The sequence below is a fragment of the Campylobacter sp. US55 genome, assembly GCF_004378955.1.
GTDB lineage: Bacteria > Campylobacterota > Campylobacteria > Campylobacterales > Campylobacteraceae > Campylobacter_D > Campylobacter_D jejuni.
In genome coordinates this window covers 202,683-218,374 of the sequence record NZ_RYYF01000001.1, presented here as the reverse complement: position 1 = coordinate 218,374, position 15,692 = coordinate 202,683, and the positions used below count along the sequence as shown (strand labels likewise).

The 15,692-nt window shown below is 29.2% G+C and carries 17 protein-coding genes; 5 read left to right on the top strand and 12 right to left on the bottom strand.

Annotation, left to right across the window (positions count from 1 at the left end; translation table 11 throughout):
• Positions 1–48: 48 nt before the first annotated feature.
• Genes fliW through ELQ07_RS01105 form a run of 5 tightly spaced genes read left to right on the top strand, consistent with a single transcriptional unit; the run spans position 49 to position 2,576 of the window.
• The gene (fliW, locus tag ELQ07_RS01125) at positions 49–438 is read left to right on the top strand and encodes a flagellar assembly protein FliW (protein WP_002852982.1); all 390 of its coding nucleotides are present in this window, start codon (positions 49–51) and stop codon (positions 436–438) included.
• Positions 438–1,169 carry a pyrroline-5-carboxylate reductase gene (locus ELQ07_RS01120; protein WP_002932769.1) on the top strand — a complete coding sequence of 244 codons (732 nt, stop codon included), beginning with the start codon at positions 438–440 and terminating at the stop codon, positions 1,167–1,169. Before fliW ends, ELQ07_RS01120 begins: the two co-directional genes overlap by 1 nt.
• Positions 1,166–1,468, top strand: coding sequence for a transformation system protein (locus ELQ07_RS01115; protein ID WP_002855822.1), 303 nt, complete (start codon positions 1,166–1,168; stop codon positions 1,466–1,468). The genes ELQ07_RS01120 and ELQ07_RS01115 overlap by 4 nt, the downstream gene beginning before the upstream one ends.
• Complete coding sequence (locus ELQ07_RS01110) at positions 1,465–2,127, top strand: hypothetical protein (protein ID WP_002866103.1); 663 nt, start codon at positions 1,465–1,467, stop codon at positions 2,125–2,127. The genes ELQ07_RS01115 and ELQ07_RS01110 overlap by 4 nt, the downstream gene beginning before the upstream one ends.
• On the top strand, positions 2,124–2,576 hold the full coding sequence (locus tag ELQ07_RS01105) for a hypothetical protein (RefSeq protein ID WP_032603535.1): 453 nt from the start codon (positions 2,124–2,126) through the stop codon (positions 2,574–2,576). The genes ELQ07_RS01110 and ELQ07_RS01105 overlap by 4 nt, the downstream gene beginning before the upstream one ends.
• Here ELQ07_RS01105 and ELQ07_RS01100 read toward each other — a convergent pair.
• From ELQ07_RS01100 to leuS, 12 genes are read right to left on the bottom strand one after another with little or no spacing between them, the layout of a single operon-like run.
• On the bottom strand, positions 2,573–3,202 hold the full coding sequence (locus ELQ07_RS01100) for a uroporphyrinogen-III synthase (RefSeq protein WP_002866105.1): 630 nt from the start codon (positions 3,200–3,202) through the stop codon (positions 2,573–2,575). The genes ELQ07_RS01105 and ELQ07_RS01100 overlap by 4 nt on opposite strands.
• On the bottom strand, positions 3,180–3,812 hold the full coding sequence (gene thiE, locus ELQ07_RS01095) for a thiamine phosphate synthase (protein WP_134224622.1): 633 nt from the start codon (positions 3,810–3,812) through the stop codon (positions 3,180–3,182). Before thiE ends, ELQ07_RS01100 begins: the two co-directional genes overlap by 23 nt.
• Positions 3,802–4,614 (bottom strand): bifunctional hydroxymethylpyrimidine kinase/phosphomethylpyrimidine kinase, encoded by an 813-nt coding sequence (gene thiD, locus ELQ07_RS01090; RefSeq protein ID WP_002864255.1) that lies wholly within the window; start codon positions 4,612–4,614, stop codon positions 3,802–3,804. Before thiD ends, thiE begins: the two co-directional genes overlap by 11 nt.
• On the bottom strand, positions 4,611–5,297 hold the full coding sequence (locus ELQ07_RS01085; RefSeq protein WP_134224621.1) for an endonuclease III domain-containing protein: 687 nt from the start codon (positions 5,295–5,297) through the stop codon (positions 4,611–4,613). The genes thiD and ELQ07_RS01085 overlap by 4 nt, the downstream gene beginning before the upstream one ends.
• A complete protein-coding gene (locus tag ELQ07_RS01080; RefSeq protein ID WP_134224620.1) occupies positions 5,294–6,055 on the bottom strand; it encodes an ATP-binding protein in 762 nt (253 codons plus the stop codon). The genes ELQ07_RS01085 and ELQ07_RS01080 overlap by 4 nt, the downstream gene beginning before the upstream one ends.
• 1 nt (position 6,056) lies before the next feature.
• Positions 6,057–8,993 (bottom strand): DEAD/DEAH box helicase, encoded by a 2,937-nt coding sequence (locus ELQ07_RS01075; protein WP_134224619.1) that lies wholly within the window; start codon positions 8,991–8,993, stop codon positions 6,057–6,059.
• Positions 8,993–9,388 carry a polymer-forming cytoskeletal protein gene (locus tag ELQ07_RS01070; RefSeq protein WP_002868630.1) on the bottom strand — a complete coding sequence of 132 codons (396 nt, stop codon included), beginning with the start codon at positions 9,386–9,388 and terminating at the stop codon, positions 8,993–8,995. Before ELQ07_RS01070 ends, ELQ07_RS01075 begins: the two co-directional genes overlap by 1 nt.
• Entirely contained in the window at positions 9,325–10,227 is a 903-nt protein-coding gene (locus ELQ07_RS01065) for a M23 family metallopeptidase (protein WP_002866112.1), read from the bottom strand. Before ELQ07_RS01065 ends, ELQ07_RS01070 begins: the two co-directional genes overlap by 64 nt.
• Positions 10,214–11,374 (bottom strand): folylpolyglutamate synthase/dihydrofolate synthase family protein, encoded by a 1,161-nt coding sequence (locus tag ELQ07_RS01060; protein WP_070317080.1) that lies wholly within the window; start codon positions 11,372–11,374, stop codon positions 10,214–10,216. The genes ELQ07_RS01065 and ELQ07_RS01060 overlap by 14 nt, the downstream gene beginning before the upstream one ends.
• Positions 11,374–12,762: a hypothetical protein gene (locus tag ELQ07_RS01055; protein WP_134224618.1), complete on the bottom strand. Its 1,389-nt coding sequence runs from the start codon at positions 12,760–12,762 to the stop codon at positions 11,374–11,376. Before ELQ07_RS01055 ends, ELQ07_RS01060 begins: the two co-directional genes overlap by 1 nt.
• The gene (gene lptE / locus ELQ07_RS01050) at positions 12,746–13,258 is read right to left on the bottom strand and encodes an LPS assembly lipoprotein LptE (RefSeq protein WP_002860199.1); all 513 of its coding nucleotides are present in this window, start codon (positions 13,256–13,258) and stop codon (positions 12,746–12,748) included. The genes ELQ07_RS01055 and lptE overlap by 17 nt, the downstream gene beginning before the upstream one ends.
• Complete coding sequence (gene leuS / locus ELQ07_RS01045) at positions 13,255–15,684, bottom strand: leucine--tRNA ligase (protein ID WP_134224617.1); 2,430 nt, start codon at positions 15,682–15,684, stop codon at positions 13,255–13,257. Before leuS ends, lptE begins: the two co-directional genes overlap by 4 nt.
• Positions 15,685–15,692 lie beyond the last annotated feature (8 nt).

The following is a 15,692-nucleotide window of genomic DNA, read 5'->3' as shown; positions in this document are numbered from 1 at the left end:
TGCTTATTTTATGTTAAAATATTAAACATTATAACTTGAGGAGAAAACATGACCCTAGCTGTTAAATGCCCTATCTTAGGTTTTGAAGAAACCAAAAATATGGAATTTTCAACTATCGATGAAGTATTTGTAAGACTTAAAAGTCTTGATGGTAAAGACTTTTCTTTTGTTTTAATTAATCCTTATTTGATTAGACCTGATTATGAATTTGATATACCAACTTATTATCAAGAGCTTCTTTCTTTAACACCTGAATCTAATATGAAAATTTTTAATATAGTAGCCATAGCAAAAAGCATTGAAGAATCGACAGTGAATTTTCTAGCTCCAGTAGTCATTAATCTTGATAATAATACTATGGTACAAGTGATACTAGATACAGTTAATTATCCGGACTTTTTTCAAGCTGATCAAATTGCTAATTATATTAAAAAATAATGCTCTATATACTTGCAAATGGAGCTATGGCAACAGCCTTAGCCTATGGATTAAAAGATGATTATGAAATTTGTATAGTAGGAAGAAGTATAGAAAAACTTCAAGCCCTCACCAAAGAAGGCTTTAAAACCTTACTTTACAAAGATTTTAACATAGAAGGTAAAGATGTTATTTTGGCTTTCAAACCTTATGCTTTAGAAAATATTGCCCAAATACTAAAAGGACGAGCACGCATCTTAATCTCTGTTTTAGCCAATGTTGATTTTGAAAAACTACAAACCATCAAAGCTCAAAATTATGTTAGAATAATGCCTAATACAGCAGCTAAATATAAGGCTTCAACTACACCATATATACTTAAAAACTCTCATTTTGAAAATGAAATTTTAGACATTTTAAAAACTTTTGGTTCAGCTTATAAATTAGATAATGAAATACAAATGAATGCAGCTATGGCGATTAGCGGCTGCGCTCCTGCTTTTTTAGCACTTATAGCAGAAAGTATTGCTAATGCTGGAGTTTATGAAGGTTTGTCAAAAGAACTTAGTCTCAATCTTACGCGCTCTTTATTTAAAAGCTCTAGTGCTTTACTAGAACATGAACATCCAGCTATTATCAAAGAAAATATTTGCTCCCCTGGCGGAGTTACAATAAAAGGCATAAAAATACTCGAACAAAAAGGAATTCGCGGAAGTTTTTTTGAAGCCATAAATGCTAGCAGTGCTAAATGAAAAAGGCTTTCATACTTATAGAAAGTATTAGTGCTATAACGATCATATCTTTAATTTTCATTGGCATTTTTTATTACTATACTCAACTTTACAAAAACTATGAAAATTTAAATATTTTTGAAAGACTCTATAAACTTCAAGAAGAATTATATGAAAAGCCCATTTTTAAAACCATCATACTTCAAACTTCAGCCTTAAAACCTATAGTTTTACAAGAACAGTTTGTTAATGATGGTATATTTCAATTTCAAAAATTATACTTTCAAGATCAAAATTATAGCGTTTATTTTAAAGAATGAGCAAAGCTTTTACACTTTTTGAACTTATAATATCACTAATACTTTTTACTTTTATAACTAGCTTACTTTCAAAACCTTTAATGGATTTTTATCATTTAAATTTCACTGCTTTACATACAAACAATCTTATCACTCAAGCACATTTAAACTTGCTTAAAATAGAAAAATTAATACAAAATTGTATTAATATTACATTTTCACAAAATACATTAAAATGTCTTTTAAAAGATGAGTTAATTAGCCTAAAAGATAATAAACTTTATCTTATTAATTCTGCTCTTATTTTAGAAAATAATCATACACTTTATTCACCTCATTCTGATTTTAAAACACAACTCCAAAATAGAAAAGATTTATATAATGACAATGAGCATATTAGCTATGCTTATAAAATTAATAAGATTGAAAAAATATCCATCTTAGAAAATGGTATATCTACAAATTTTACAGGTAGTTTTATTCCTTTGCAAGCTCAATTAGTTATCAAATTGCAAAATGAAGAACTTATATATGAAATAAAGCCAAAATTTAATGAACAATTAAACCAACAAGGATTAATTTCTAAAAACATAAGCTCATTTAACCTGCAAAACAATAAATTAAAAATTTGCCTAAAAAGACAAACAAAATATTGCCTTGAAAAAAGAATTTTACTATGAAAAAAGCTTATGTTTTAATTTGGACAATTTTTTTAATACTACTAATAAGTCTATGGATGAGCTTGACCTTAAACATATCTAGCTACACTCCAAAAATAATCCAAGATAGTTATTACTACCTTCAAGCTCAAATTTTAAGTCACAATGCAACACAATTTTCTAAATATTTTTTATATCAAGCAAAGCAAGAAAATAAAGAATGTTTAGATAATATATATTTTAATTACGCAAAAGCTTTGATTAAAATAAAATACTTTTATCCTATTGTACAATGTGTTAATTTTAAATTTTCCAACTTCAATCCCGATGCAAATTTAAGCAAAGATGGTGTTATTATAGCCCACATTAGCATTACTTTAAATCGTGATAAAAATGTCAATGATGAAATTTTACTCACAAAAAGCATTATCATTTATCCCAAAGAAAATTTTTGGAATTTAAAAAATTAAACCAAAGTCTTAGCAAGCTTAACACACTCTAAAAGACTTTGATTTTCGCATATATAAAGATTTTTAAAATTTAAAAGCTTCTTTGCTGTGCTTTGCCCTATAACTACAACCTTATCTTCTTCTTTTAAGCTATAAAATTTTAAAAAATTTTCTACACTTAAAGGAGAGGTAAATATAAAAATAGCAGGATGAGTAAGTTTTTTGTCACCTTTTTTAAAAACATTTTCATAAACAATCATTTCATCTAAATCCACACCTGCATTTTTAAGATCCAAATTTAAAGTTGAAACAATATTTTTAGCCCTTAAATATAAACATTTTTGCGTTTTTAATTCCTCTTTAAATTCAAGAAAAAGATCTTTTCCATAAGCCTTTGATGGAATTTTAATCTTTTTAAAACCTAAATTTTTAGCGTATTGAGCTGTACTTTGTCCTACAGCGTATAAATTGAGTTTAAAATTTAAAGTGATTTTTGCATTTTGTAAGGCTTTTAAAGCATTTTTTGAGGTGCAGATTAAAGCATCATATAAACTTAAATCCACACTAAAATCGTAAAAAATAATCTCATTTAAAATAAGATTTTCCACCCCTTCAAAAGGAGTTTCATTTAAGAGGTAAATTTTCATAGATTTTACGCTTTAGCTCTTTAGCTGCCAAAAAAGCATCTTTAGCATCCATGATCGCCCTAACCACAGCCACACCGCTTAAATTTATACCCTTTAACTCATCAAGCACTTCTTTATCAATCCCTCCTATGGCTACAACCCCTATAGGGCTTTTATCACAAATTTGGCTTAAAAACTCAAGGCTTAAAAGCGAACTTTCTTTAGTAGGCGTTGCCTTAATGGCTCCACAACCTAGATAATTTACTCCTTGTATGAACTCAAGTTGTTCTAGTTTTTTAAGGCTTAAGCCTATGATTTTTTCATCTCCTAAAAGCTTTCTAGCTAGTTTTACTTCTAAATCTTCCTGCCCTAAATGCACCCCATCAGCATCTAAGGCTAAAGCTATGTCCACTCTATCGTTAATCAAAAAAGGTATTTTATAGGCCTTGCAAAGTTTTTGCACCTTTAAACCTAGTTTATAAAATTCTCTTGCATTAAGCTCTTTTTCACGAAGTTGTATGATACTTACTCCACCTTTTATAGCATTTTCTAAAGTATTTAAAAAACACTCCTCGCTTTTATTTCCCTGAGAAGCAACTAAATAAAGGCTAAGATCTAATTTATTTTTCATCTAAAAACTTGAAAAAATGATTTGTAGGACCACAACCTTTTCCAAGATTGAGTGAATAATAAATCGCATTTCTTACATATTCTTTAGCCTCACTAACAGCATAAAATAAATCCTTGCCTTTAGCTAAATTACTAGCAATAGCCGAAGAAAGCGTACAACCTGTACCGTGAGTATTTTTAGTTTCTATGCGTTCGCCTTTTAAAATATAAATTTCTTTTCCATCATAAAGCACATCATTGGCATTTTCTTCACTATGTCCGCCTTTAAGTAAAACTGCCTTAGCCCCCAAGCTGCATAAATGTTTAGCTGCCTTTATCATCTGCTCTTCATTAGCGATCTTAAAACCGCATAAAAACTCTGCTTCAGGAATATTAGGCGTAAGAATGTCTGCAAATTTTACTATGGTTTGTTTGAAAAAATCACAATTTTCTTGCGGCATTAAAGCATAACCATTTTTAGCAAACATTACAGGATCAATCACTATATTTTGAGGTTTAAACTCGCTTAAATTTTTAGCTACACAGCTCATTAATTCACAAGAACCTATCATTCCGATTTTAGTTGCCTTTGGCACTATATCTTCAAACACGGCAAGCATTTGTTCATCTACGCTTTGAGTAGGTATATCGTGTACAGAAATCACCCTTGCGGTATTTTCAGCTACCACACTTAAAACCACACTCATACCAAAAAGATTGTGCGCACTAAAGGTTTTAAGATCGGCTTGTATCCCTGCTCCACCACTACAATCACTTCCTGCTATAGTTAAAACAGGTATAAGTTCGCTTCCTTTTGCTTTCATAATTCTTCCTTTAAAATTTTGATCCATTCTTCACCCTTAGGGCTTAATTTTTGTCCTTTAAAACTCTGTTTTGCAAAAGCTACAATCAAAGCATGAAAAATTTGATAAAGTTCGTAAAGTTCACATTTTCTCCCTAAAATTTTACACAAATTTTCTTGCTTACTCTCTATACCACTTTGAAAAAATTCTCTTAATTCTTCATAATTTTCAAACTCATAGCCTAAGTGAAAAGCCAAACGCAAACTATAACTATCTACAACCAAAATCTCTCTTTTGCAAAGATAATTTAATATCCCATCAACACTTTCAAAACCCAAACCTTTGATATTTAAAAGCCATTCTCTGCTTACATTTGTTTTAAAATTTTCTAAATTTTCATAAGTGTTTATGATACTTTCTACTAAGCCTTTTAAACGCTTGGCTTTGGTATTATAAAATCCGCTAGGCTTGATTAAAGTTGCAAATTCTAAATTGGATAAAGTATTGATTTGTTCTAAGCTTGCAATATTTTCTTTTTTTAAATTTTCTAAAGCTTTTAAGACATTTTTCCAATTTGTATTTTGAGTTAAAATGACAGAAATTAAAAGCTCAAATTCACTCAATCCTTGATTTTCAAGCCAATCAAAATCATGATAATTTAAATCTAAATTTAAAAGCTTGATAAAAATTTGCGCTCCAGTCATTTAAAATTCTCCTTAAAAGCCAAATAAAATTGCTTTGCAGTACGACCACTTCTACTTGCTCTTAAGGTGGCAAATTCTTTAGCTTTAGCGTGTAAAAGCTCTTTATTGCAAGAATAATCTTTAAAATAAAAATCTATCATCTTTAAATACTCTTCTAAATTTCCTTGATAAAAACTTAACCACAAACCAAATCTATCACTCAAGCTTAATCTTTCTTCGGCAGCATCGCTTAAATGAAGTTCTGTATGTGTGATTTGCGTATCAAGATTATCAGCAATGCTTTCACTTAATAAATGCCTACGATTTGAACTCGCATAAATAATTACATTATTTGGGGCTTTTTCTATGCTTCCTTCGAGCAAAGGTTTTAAAAATTTATAACTATCATCTCCCTTCTCAAAAGAAAAATCATCACAAAAAAGTATGAATTTAAAATTTTCTAATCTGATTTCATCGATGATATCTGCTAAGGCAAATAAATCTTCTTTATTTAATTCGACAAGTCTTAAGCCCTGTTCTTTAAATTCATTAAATATAGCCTTAATCAAACTTGATTTTCCAGCGCCCTTAGATCCCCATAAAAGTGCGTGATTTGCCCCTTTATTTTGAATGAAATTTAAAGTATTGTCATAAAGTGCTTTTTTTTGACTTTCCATACCTACTAAATCTTTTAAAGTGATAGGATCGATTTCAAAAATAGGCTTTAAATAGTCTTTTCTTGCTCTATAAATTGCTGCATAAATTTTATTCCAATCCATTTTAAGCCTTTCTTAAATGCATTAAAATTGCCTCTAAAATATCATCATCGTCTTTACTTTTTGCCTTGATAAATTCTTTTTCATCATTTAAAGCAGTAAATTGAATATTTTGCTCATAGTTGCTAATACTTTTAAATTTATTTAAAGCTAAAATTTTAATAATAATCAAAGATAAAAATTGTTTAGTACAAACATCAAGTTTTCCAAAACGATCTTCAATTTCACCTTCAATCTCATAAACCTCATGAACTTGCTCACACTTACTAAGCCTTCTATAAAGTTCTAATCTTAAGCGATCTTCGCTGATAAGTTCGCTGTTTAAAAAGGCATTAACATTGAGTTTTAAATCAAGTTTATTTTCTTTTTGATCCACTTCATTTTTACTTAAAGCATTAAGTTCATCTTCTAACATTTTAAGATATAGACTATATCCAATTTGCTCGATATGTCCGCTTTGATCCACGCCTAATAAATTTCCACCGCCACGAATTTCAAGATCATGATAAGCCAAAACAGATCCTGCACCTAAAAAAGAATTACTTTCTAAGGAAACAAGGCGCTTTAAAGCATCTTTTGTGATAATATTTTTATCTTCGATTAAAAAATAACAATAGCCTTGCTTGTCACTTCTTCCCACGCGCCCACGCAATTGGTGTAAATCAGCCATACCAAAACGATCGCTTTTTTCTACTATAATAGTATTTGCATTAGGTAAATCAATACCACTTTCTACGATAGAGGTACTTAAAAGCAAATCATATTCTTTGTTTTCAAATTTCAACATTTCTTCTTCTTGCACCTTAGCATCAATTTTAGAATGTAAAATCAAAATACGCAAAGTAGAAAAAAGTTCTAATAAATGCTTTTTACACTGCTCTATACTTGCAATATGATTATGAATATAAAAAATTTGCCCACTGCGTCTTAACTCTCTTGCTATAACTTCTTTTAAAAGTGCGTCATCATTTTCTTTAACAAAAGTTCTTACATCTATTCTATCTTCTGGTGGAGTTTGTAAAACACTATAAGATTTTATAGAACTTAAAGCTTGATTTAAGCTTCTTGGTATAGGGGTTGCTGACATGGATAAAATATGTGAATTTTGAGTGATTTCCTTAAGCTTTTCTTTTTGTTTCACTCCAAATTTATGCTCTTCATCAATAATAACAAGAGCTAAATTTTCACATTCTACACTTAAAAGTGCATGAGTTCCTACAACTACACAAGCTTTATTTTCTTTTAAATTTTGTAAAACCTGTTTTTTTTCTGCACTACTTGTAAAGCGATCAAGTTTAAAAACCTCTATATCAAAAGGATCAAAACGCTTTTTTAAGGTTTTATAATGCTGATGAGAAAGCAAAGTTGTAGGTGCAAATAAAAATGCGCAAAATCCGCTTTTAACTACTGGATAAATAGCATTCATAGCAACTTCTGTTTTTCCAAAACCCACATCACCGCTTAAAAGCCTATCCATGACTTTTCCACTTTGAAAATCTTGCAAAATTTCATGGCAGGCTTTATCTTGATCACTTGTATAAACAAAACCCGCACTAGCTATAAAATCAGCTTGTCTACTTAAATCCACTGTGATTTTTTTTGCTTGCACTAAAGATCTTTTAGCTGCCATAATAACAATTTCAGAAGCTATGGCTAAAAGTTTAGTTTTTAATTTTTCTTTAAGTTTAATAAAGCTTGTTTTACCTAGTTTGTCTAAACTTGGAATAGATCCACTCACGCCCAAATATTTATCAATCAAATAAAGATTTTCCACTGGTAATAAAAGCTTATCAGAATTTTGATACTCTATAGCAACAAACTCTTTTTTTGCTCCGCTTATCACTATCATCTCAAGACCTAAAAATTTACCCACTCCGTAATCTTCGTGTACTATATAATCCCCATTTTTAAGCTCATCTATAATCAAACTAGCTTTTTTTCTTGTTTTTTGTTTTTCTTTTTGATTTAAAGAAATGATTAGCTCTTCAGGACTAATAAGATTAAGCCTTAAATCACTTTTTACAAAATAGATATTTTGAGTATCTTCAAGCTCTAAAGCTTTAAATAAAGCTTCGTTTTTAGCTAAAAGTGTGATTTTTTTATTTTTATGAAATTCAAAAAAATCTTTATTGTAAGAACTTTGCAATTCTTTAAATTTTTTAGCTTGAGGTAAAATTTTTGCATTCACAAAACTTATATCTTTTTCATATTCGTTAATATCAAACTTTTCACAAGCTAAAAAATCAAGTTCTAAATAATCAAAAAAATCATCAATACACCAAAACCCTAAAGAATTGATATCATGTATTAAAGTATCACTTTGAAAATCTTCTAATTTGTCCTTAAAAATTTCATAATTTTCTTTGTCAAAATATTTTAAAAAAGGACAAATTTCAAAATGTTCTAGTTCGTTAGGAATAGACTTTTGACTTTGCAAATCAAAATATCTTATACTTTCAATCTCTTCGCCAAAAAGCAAAATTCTAATAGGATTTTCTTCATTGATACAAAAAATATCAATAATATCCGCACGAATTGAAATTTCACCTTTATCCTGAACTATATCTACAAATTCGTATCCCAATCTTGAAATTTCATCTTCAAAACATTTCAAATCAAAATTTTGTTTTTTATCGATATGATAATTTTGTAAATGTTTTTTTGAAGGAAGTTTTTTTAAAACAGTATTTAAAGGAGAAATAAGGATTTTTTTTTCTTCTTCTTTATGATAAGCATTTAAAATCTTGCAAAGATCAAAAAGTTCTTTAGAAAAAGCCCTTAAATCATCTCCAAACTGCGCTCTAAAATCAGGTAAAACAAAGGTTTTTAAACCCTTAAATCGTGAAACTTGAGCAAGTAAATCTGCTTGTTTTTCATCTTTACAAAGCAAAAGTTCACAAATTTTTGGATTTTGTAGGTATTCATAAAATGAAGCTTGCATTATTCTTCGTTATTATTTTCAATAAGTTTGATAGTATCTTCTTTAATTTTACTAGTTCCATTAAAACGACCGCCATTTTCTATAGAAATTTTTTGCGTTGAAATATCGCCATTAACAACTCCGCCTGCTAAAATTTCTAAACTATTGGCCTCAAGTTGCCCTTCAAAATACCCATTTACTACAATTTTATCTGCTTGTAATTCACCTTTTAAATTTCCATTTTTTCCGATAACCACAATGCTTTCAGAATGAATAATACCACTTAACTCTCCATCAACATGAAGCATAGAAGCAAAATAAAATTTACCCTCAATTCTCGCACCTGAAGAAATTACTGTTGTTTCTGAGCTAGAGCTGGATGTTGGGCTGATACCGCCTTTATTAAAGATTGCCATGGAACTCTCCTTTCTTGATTAAAAAAATCATTCATATTTTTTCTTTGCAAATTTAAAAAATACAAAGGTTCTAAAGTTTTATTAATAAACCTTACCTCATAGTGCAAATGCGGCCCCGTAGAAAGACCTGTATTGCCACTATAACCTATCAACTGCCCCTTGCTAACAAATTGACCTGCTTTGACTACTTCTTTGCGCATCATATGAGCAAATACTGTTTTAAAACCAAAATTATGCAATAAAATTACATTATAACCATAGCCGTTATCACTATAACCTGAAAATTCCACTACTCCACTTGCTGGTGCATAAATAGGAGTACCAATTTCCGCTCTTAAATCAATACCAGGATGAAATTCCCTTCTTTTTAAAAGCGGATGCTCTCTCCAGCCAAAATTTCCTGTAATACCTTTATTTTCAATAGGCCATCCATTAGGAATTTGTCCCAAAATTCCAAGTTGCTGCTCATTGGTAAGCTGAAGATTATCAAGTCTTGCACTAATTGTAAGATTATTTTCTGCTTCTAAGCCCAAAGCCTCTTCAAAAGAAGCTATTTTATCTTCTATAGCTGCATACTGCTGAGTTTTTTCTTCTATGCTTTTTTGCATTTGCGAATTAGATAATTCCAATTCTTTGCTTTTTTTCAAAAGCTCCTCACGCTTTTCACTGATATCGCTAAGTTTGCTATCGAGATATTTGATATAAAAACCACTAAAAACTAAAAATAAAACAATAAAAGCAATAGTATAAAAAACTATTTTTTTGATTATTTGATTTAAATAAAAATGTCTTGAACCGTTAATATCTGTAATGGTAATAGTGAATTTATTTTTTACCACACCACTCCTTTAAAAAATTTTCTACCAGCATAAAAGAACCAAAAACTAGATTTTTTTTATTCTCTTCTAATTTTACAAATTCTTTGCATTGTATGCCTAGCTTTGATGCAATACTATAAATTTCATCATCGGCCAGCTTTCGTTCTGCACTTTTATATTTATATATTTGTATTGTATCAATAATAGGCTTTAATGTATTTAAAATTTGAAAAATATCCTTATCCAAATAAGCATTATAAATAAGATTTATTTTTTCTCCTTGAAATTTATCAAGCATAGCCTTAGCAGCCATGGGATTATGACCCACATCAACAAAAAAATTTGGAGAAATTTCTTGGCATCTTCCTTGTAAATTTAACTCTTGTAACTTTTTTAAAGCTTCTAAGGTTTTTTCTTGCGAAGTTAAAATTTCACAAGCCTTTAATGCAAGCTTTAAATTATGCTTTAAAAAACAAGGTAAAACAAACTTTTTACAATAAATCTCAAATTTTTCTTTCAAAAAAGGATTTAAGGAAGAAACTTGCAAATTAGCTTTTTTTAAAAAAGCAATTTTTTTTGCTAAATTTAAAACATTTTGCTCTTGCTCATCACTTATAAGTGCTATAGGAGCCATAACTTTAAGCTTGGTTCTTGCAATATCTTCTAAAGAATTGCCCAAAATTTGAATATGGTCAAATCCAATTCTTGTAAAAATATTCATTCTTCTTTCAAAAACAGAAGTAGCATCATATTCTCCACCCACTCCTGCTTCTAAAACAATGAAATCGCATTTTTGAAATAAAATCATAGCTAAAAAAGTAGCATATTCGAAATAACTTAATTTTTGCAAGTCTTGTTTAAAAATTTCTTCAAGTCTTATATGAGCTTGTTCTAATTCTTCATCATTTGCAATCTTACCATCAAGATAAAATCTTTCATTAAAACTGAAAATGTGGGGGCTAGTATAATGCCCTATTTTATAATTTAAATTTTCTAAAAGTTGGGTTAAATATCTACCCGTACTACCTTTACCATTTGTGCCTACAAGTTGAATTATAGGAATATTTTTAAAATATTTCTTATATTTTTCATACATTCTAAACATCAAAAAACGATCAATTTTATCGTAATTTATACTTTTTTGAGCTAAAAAATTCTCAACTTTCATTATATTTGTTCATCAACTGTTGAAATCTGCTGTATCAACTCATCCAAAATATTAATATTTGGCTTACTTTGTTTATCAAGATAAGCCACATGAATTTTAGGTGTTATGATATCTTGCTTATAAATAAATCTAAAATTTTCTATAGTTTTAAGATTTGTATTTACAAGTTGAATGATTTCTTCTTTACTTTTTCCCGGTGAAACAATCAAATAACTCTTTTCATCTATCATCCACAGCTCATCAAATTCGCTACAAGAATCTTTTAAAATTTTTTTAAATCGAACAAAAATTTCATTCAAACTTCCCATACCATATTTTTCCATAATGAAACGGTAATTTACTATAGAAAATAAAGCTAAAGAATAATTAACTTTATACTTATTAAAATTTTCATCCATTTTATCAAGCTCTTTAAGAACACTCCAAGCCTCTCTCTCCTCCAAGCTTTGCGTGAATTCAATTTGATTATTTAAAGATGTAATTTTTTCTCCAAGTTTTTTAAATTTTAGTTTTAAATCCTCAAAACTAAGTTTTACTTCCCCATTTTCATCTGGTTTTAAAGTATTGATAAAATCCATATTTTTTTCATTCGATTTATTAAGCAAGACAAGCAATTCATAGATTTTTTTTAGATTATCATTAAAAAAATTTAAATTTTTTTGGACATACATATTATCAACCATTATACGATGATTTATAAATTCCATTAGTTCATTTTTAAAATTTTCTTCGCCTATTACAAAAGGCTTTTGTGTTAAATTTTGTATAAAACCTTGAATTTTTAAATCTTCTACCAATGAAGGATTTAAACCCAAGCATAATAATTCACTAAAGTGCTCATAACTGCGCTCTTCAAGTTTAACTAAGAGTTTTTTAATCACGCTATCATAATCATCATATTTACTAATGCCATATTTACGAGCTTGTTCTTCTAAGTCATTTTCATCGTAATTTCTTTCAAGCTCTTTCCATTTTTTAGTAAGCAAGTAAATACTTTCACTATCCATAGTTTTAGAAATTCTAATCGAAGTCACCTTAGCCAAATCTCTTATCTTTTTATCCTTACTTATTTGCAAAGTTTTAGATATGGTATATAAAAAATCAAAAAATTCACTAAATTGTTTTCCGCTTTGTCTATTTAAAACAGAAATTAAAAAACTAATTAGTTCTTCTAAACTTCTTATAGTTTTAGAATTTAATTCTTGTTGATAAATCGGTAAAAGCAAGGTTTTGTATTTGTCAAGTTTAGCTTTATTTGAGCTTGTGATACCATATTTTAAAGATAATTCTTCAAAAATTTCCGTATAATTTTCAGGAGTTGGTTTTAGTTTTCTTTCTTTTAATGCAATTAAAGTTTGCTTTGCTATTTCATTAGTATTTGGAATCACGTTTTTGCCCTTTAATAGCAATTACGGAAATAAACTCATCAAATGCCTCGCTTGAAGCTGCTCGAATAGCCTCATACCTTGCAGAATCACTAATAATACTATTTGGAGAAATTTCAAAATTATAACTTCCACTTGTACTAAAAGCCTGACTTGAACCATCTTTAAAGACAACATTAAAATCTAAATTTAATTTAGCTTTATAACTAATAACATAGCCATTTTTATCATAAGCTAAAGGAATAAATTCTAAATTATTCATTTTAACATTAATTACATCATCTGCCTCGTGTTTTAAAGCAAGTTTACGCCCTAATTTTGAAATTACCATTTCTTTTAAAGTATCGGCAACATAGATACTATTTTTTGGGTCTTGTTGACTTAATTCAACATTAACATAAACTTTCTCATCGAAAATATTATTAGCGATTTTTGATGTAGGAACATATCCACAAGCACCTAAAAATAAACCTATACAAAAAATTAAAATCTTTTTCATTTAATCACTAGATTAACTAGCTTTCCTTCCACATAAATTTCTTTAACTATACTCTTACCTTCAAGCCATTTAGCAGTATTTTCTTTTGCAAAAGCTAAAATTTCTTCTTTGCTCGCACTACTTGAAATTTCAAATTCAGCCCTTTTTTTACCATTAATACTTACAGCTAAATTTAAAGTATCTTTTACAAAAACCTCTTCTTTAAGTTCTAATTTTTTGAAATTTTTACATTTAAAAAGCTCCTCGCTAAGCTCAAAACAAACATGAGGAATAATAGGCTCTAAAATATTTAAAATAATATAAAAAGCCTCTTGCTCCAAAGCTTCATTTTTACAAAGCGCTAAAGCGTTTAAAGCTTCCATGCAAGCTGCAATTAAAGTATTAAAAGCAAAACTTTGATGATAAACTTCAAAAGATTTTTTCAAAGCTTCATATACCTTTAATCTTGCATATTTTTCTTCTTTGTTTAAATTTTCTTGTTTTAATTCTACAAGCTCACCTTTTTTAACATTTTGCGCCCTATCATAAAGTTTGCAAATAAATCTATAAGCCCCTTCAACAGCATCATCATTCCATTCAAGCTCTTTAGCCGGAGGCGCAGCAAAAAGTATAAAAAGTCTTGCGGTATCAGCACCGTATTTTTCTATAATCTCATCAGGATCTACAACATTGCCTTTTGATTTTGACATTTTAGCACCATCTTTTAACACCATACCTTGAGTTAAAAGTCTATCAAAAGGTTCATTTTGCGTTAAATAACCCAAGTCTCTTAAAGCTTTTTGGAAAAATCTCGCATAAAGTAAATGCAAGATTGCATGTTCAATACCACCTATATACTGATCCACACTCATCCAATACTTCACACTTTTTTCATCTAAAGCTTTTTCCTGCCAAGTTTTCTCATCACTTGCAAAACGTGCAAAATACCAAGAACTTTCAAAAAAAGTATCTAAAGTATCGCTTTCTTTTTGAGCCTCTTTGCCACATTTGGGACAAATACAATTTTTCCAAGTTGGATGTTTATCAAGTGGATTGCCCTCTCCTGTAATTTGCACATCTTCAGGCAGAGTAATAGGTAAATTTTCTAGTTTTTGAGGTACTATACCACAGCTTTGACATTTAATCATAGGAATAGGCGCACCCCAATATCTTTGACGCGAAACACCCCAATCACGAATTTTAAAATTTACAACCCTTTTTCCTATATTTTTAGCTTCAAACTGAGAAATAATTTTTAATCTTCCCTCATTACAATCAAGATTATCAAATTCTTGACTATGGATTAATTTTCCTGATTTTTGCGTATAAGGTAAATTTTCTTGAGTTTGAATAACTTGTTTGATGGCAAGATTATATTTTGTTGCAAATTCAAAATCTCTTTCATCATGAGCTGGAACAGCCATAACCGCTCCACTACCATAATCAGCCAAGACAAAATTAGCCACCCATAAAGGAATTTTTTCTCCGCTTAAAGGATGAATGGCATAAATTCCTAAAAAATAACCTTCTTTTTCAGAACTTTGTCTTTCTCTTGGGCTTTGATTTTGAATAGCTTTGATTTTATTTAATACATCTTGATTTAATAAATTTTGCGAAAGCAAATTTTGAACAATTTTATGTTCTGGAGCTAAAGCGATATACGAAACTCCATAAATTGTATCTGCTCTTGTAGTAAAAACTTCTAAAGAACTTTCTTTAGTTTTTTGCTTGCTTTCTTCGTCTAAATTTAAAGAAAATTCCAAACCTTCGCTTTTACCAATCCAATTTTCTTGCATAGTTAAAACTTGATTAGGCCATTTATCTTTTAATTCTTCTAAATCTTTTAAAAGTTCCTCAGCATAAGCAGTGATTTTTACATAATAACCTGGCATTTTTTTCTGCACCACTTCATGACCACAACGCCAACATTTTCCGTCTTCAACTTGCTCATTAGCCAAAACCGTTTGATCTTGCTCACACCAATTCACATTTGCTTCTTTAGTGTAAATCAAACCTTTTTCAAACATCTTAATAAAAAATTCTTGCTCAAATTTTGTATAAAGTGGATCTGAAGTAGCAAGCATTCTTTTTTTAGAAAAAGAAAAACCTAAAGAAAAAAGTTCTTTTTTCATATAAGCTATATTTTCATAAGTCCATGACTTAGGATGAATTTTATGTTTAATAGCTGCGTTTTCAGCAGGCATACCAAAGCTATCAAAACCTATAGGATGTAAAACATTAAATCCTATCTTGCGATAATATCTTGCTAAAGCATCACCTATAGTATAATTTCTTACATGCCCCATGTGAATGCGTCCGCTAGGATAAGGAAACATCGATAAAATATATTTTTTAGGCAAATTTAAATCATCTTTTGGCTCAAAATATTCATTTTCATCCCAAATTTTTTGCCATTTTTTTTCTATTAAACTTGCTTCATAAGCCATAAATTCTC

Excerpts from the sequence above, each read along its gene's own strand:
- fliW (WP_002852982.1), top strand. The coding sequence starts at position 49 with ATGACCCTAGCTGTTAAATGCCCTATCTTAGGTTTTGAAGAAACCAAA.
- ELQ07_RS01120 (WP_002932769.1), top strand. The coding sequence starts at position 438 with ATGCTCTATATACTTGCAAATGGAGCTATGGCAACAGCCTTAGCCTAT.
- ELQ07_RS01115 (WP_002855822.1), top strand. The coding sequence starts at position 1,166 with ATGAAAAAGGCTTTCATACTTATAGAAAGTATTAGTGCTATAACGATC.
- ELQ07_RS01110 (WP_002866103.1), top strand. The coding sequence starts at position 1,465 with ATGAGCAAAGCTTTTACACTTTTTGAACTTATAATATCACTAATACTT.
- ELQ07_RS01105 (WP_032603535.1), top strand. The coding sequence starts at position 2,124 with ATGAAAAAAGCTTATGTTTTAATTTGGACAATTTTTTTAATACTACTA.
- ELQ07_RS01100 (WP_002866105.1), bottom strand. The coding sequence starts at position 3,202 with ATGAAAATTTACCTCTTAAATGAAACTCCTTTTGAAGGGGTGGAAAAT.
- thiE (WP_134224622.1), bottom strand. The coding sequence starts at position 3,812 with ATGAAAAATAAATTAGATCTTAGCCTTTATTTAGTTGCTTCTCAGGGA.
- thiD (WP_002864255.1), bottom strand. The coding sequence starts at position 4,614 with ATGAAAGCAAAAGGAAGCGAACTTATACCTGTTTTAACTATAGCAGGA.
- ELQ07_RS01085 (WP_134224621.1), bottom strand. The coding sequence starts at position 5,297 with ATGACTGGAGCGCAAATTTTTATCAAGCTTTTAAATTTAGATTTAAAT.
- ELQ07_RS01080 (WP_134224620.1), bottom strand. The coding sequence starts at position 6,055 with ATGGATTGGAATAAAATTTATGCAGCAATTTATAGAGCAAGAAAAGAC.
- ELQ07_RS01075 (WP_134224619.1), bottom strand. The coding sequence starts at position 8,993 with ATGCAAGCTTCATTTTATGAATACCTACAAAATCCAAAAATTTGTGAA.
- ELQ07_RS01070 (WP_002868630.1), bottom strand. The coding sequence starts at position 9,388 with ATGGCAATCTTTAATAAAGGCGGTATCAGCCCAACATCCAGCTCTAGC.
- ELQ07_RS01060 (WP_070317080.1), bottom strand. The coding sequence starts at position 11,374 with ATGAAAGTTGAGAATTTTTTAGCTCAAAAAAGTATAAATTACGATAAA.
- lptE (WP_002860199.1), bottom strand. The coding sequence starts at position 13,258 with ATGAAAAAGATTTTAATTTTTTGTATAGGTTTATTTTTAGGTGCTTGT.
- leuS (WP_134224617.1), bottom strand. The coding sequence starts at position 15,684 with ATGGCTTATGAAGCAAGTTTAATAGAAAAAAAATGGCAAAAAATTTGG.